We start from the raw sequence: 2,145 nt of genomic DNA on the forward strand, positions 1-2,145 counted from the left end.
GGTGTCGATGTAGCGTTGCAGCCATTTCAGGGCGTCCAGGCGCGATTTGACCGTGCTCCACGAGTACCGCTCCGTGGTCAGGCCCGCCGAAAGCCAGTACTTCGCTCCTTCACGCAACCACAGGCTGGTCAGGTTGGTGAAGTGCATTGTCGTGCGACCTTGCGGTTCGTGGTCGCGTTGGGGCACCCTCGGGTCGAGGCTGGGATTCCAGACGTTCAGCTCCCACCACGGGCCGCGGTGATAGGCGTACCCGAGCACGGCGGCCATGTGCCCGAGGCGGTAGGTGCCGCCTTTGAACGCAGATTCGCCGATCTTCGCACCGCGCATCTGTGCTTTCCGTGCGGATCGCACCCACTCGTCAGGCGAACGGTGCAGCAGCGATTGCGCCGACCGGCACTCGTCGTCGTGATTCATCGCGGCGCGCAGCAGGATGAAGGCGGCATTCGTCTCGATGACGCGGACGAAGTGACCCAGCTCGATGCGCCGGTGGATGATCCAGGCGATCTCCCAGGTCATCGGCTCCGGCAAACCGCGGAAGTTCAGGTAGCAGGAGGTCCAGCTCCCGCCGACGTTGACTTCGCGGATCGCCGGTCGGTAGTGCGCCGGCATCGTCTTCTTGTCGAAGTGATCGCTGCGGCATTCTTCGGGCAGAGAGTCCCAGAGCCTGCGGGCGATGGTGAGGTCGAACATGTCCGCTAGTGCCAACCCCGGGTCGATCTGGTGCAGTCTCTTGGGGCTGCGCGACCATGACGTGATGGCGGGATCGGTTGCTGGGCTAGACATTCGGGTACTCCCATCCGGCGACGTATTCGCGCCAATTCGCTACCGAGGCCAGCTCGGCGTCCTCGGTGACGTGGCCGTAGATGTTCATCGTGGTCTGCACGCTCGCGTGTCCGAGGCGGCGGCTGACGGTGTGGACGGGACTCCCCGCCAGCAACAGCGCGGTGGCGTGGGTGTGCCGAAACCAGTGCGGTGTCATCAGGTTCGGGAGGGCGGTGTCGTGATGCTTCATCGAGCGCAGGTGCGCATAGACCGACTCGGTACGCAGGGGCGCGAACAGCGGGTTCCGCATCACGTTGCAGAAGATGTAGCTGCTGTCCCAATCATCGAGGGCGACATCGGCGCCTCGGTCGCACAGCCACCACACGTAGTCGGCGTAGAGCCGGTCGAGCCGCGACCCGATGTGGACCTCGCGTTCCCCGGACTTGGCGGACAGGCCGTACGGGTGTGGCCTGCTCACGATCGCGACCCGGGCGCTCTTGCCGCCGATCCCGGTGTTCCAGTCGCGGTGCTCCAACGAGAGGGCTTCGCCGATCCGCATGCCCGATTCCGCCAGGACTGCCCACAGGAACCGATATCGCAGGTCACCTCTCCACTCCTCGAGTGTTGGGTCGTAGGTGGCCTCGGCGCCTTGGAGGGCGTCGATCGTGGTCGGCGCCAGAACCGGGATGGCCTTGCGGGCGGCGCGGATTCGGATGGCGGCGCGCTTCTGTGGCGCTCGCCTGGCCACGTGCTCGAGGAACGAGAGGTAGCGGCCGGATCGGACGTGGGCTTGCTTCCACAGGAACGGCGCAGCGTCTGTTCCGCTGTCGGCTTGGTAGCGGTAGAAACTCATCACTGCGCGCATGCGGAGATTCACCGTGCTGTCGCTGAGCGTCGGTCGGGGGCGGAGTTCGCGGATCGGCGAGTCCTGCTCGCCGTAGCGCAGGGCCGAGATGAAGTCGCCGAAGTCGTGCAGCTTCACCGCATCCCACGACGTGCCGGTCACTTCCAGGAACGACCACCACTGGGCCAGGCTCTGTGCGTAGGCGCGGGTGGTGTTCGGCCGGAAGTCGATTTGCCGCCCGTACTCGAGGTAGGCCTCGACCGGCTCAACGAGACCGAACGATCTGTCGATCACCGTCCAGGTCGTTGTACCGTCGTTGAGAGTGACACGTTGCGCTGTAGCCATCAGCCCGCTCCCGTTCGTCTGAAGTCGAAGCTACGCCCGGCGCTGCCTAATTCGAGGCACCCGAACGGCGCGTGTCGGCGGTGTCATCGGCGTACCTCGCTGCCTGCAGATAACACCGTCGCCCACATATCCCGAATCCGTGGAAGGAAGCCCAGGATGATGTCAACGGCACTACCTACTAGCTACGGATTACA

Annotated in this window: 1 protein-coding gene and 1 pseudogene; both read right to left on the reverse strand. The window is 64.8% G+C overall.

All coding sequences use genetic code 11. The features are described 5' to 3' along the window. A pseudogene (locus tag ASU23_RS06965) lies at positions 1-690 on the reverse strand (hypothetical protein); the annotation flags it as partial. An 85-nt stretch (positions 691-775) separates the two neighbouring features. Then, on the reverse strand, positions 776-1,951 hold the full coding sequence (locus ASU23_RS06970; RefSeq protein WP_058037612.1) for a tyrosine-type recombinase/integrase: 1,176 nt from the start codon (positions 1,949-1,951) through the stop codon (positions 776-778). Between the last annotated feature and the right edge of the window lie 194 nt (positions 1,952-2,145).

The organism is Rhodococcus sp. KB6 (assembly GCF_001445685.1).
Taxonomy (GTDB): domain Bacteria; phylum Actinomycetota; class Actinomycetes; order Mycobacteriales; family Mycobacteriaceae; genus Rhodococcus_F; species Rhodococcus_F qingshengii.

Coding starts and splice junctions, on each gene's coding strand:
- ASU23_RS06970 (WP_058037612.1), bottom strand. CDS start 1,951: ATGGCTACAGCGCAACGTGTCACTCTCAACGACGGTACAACGACCTGG.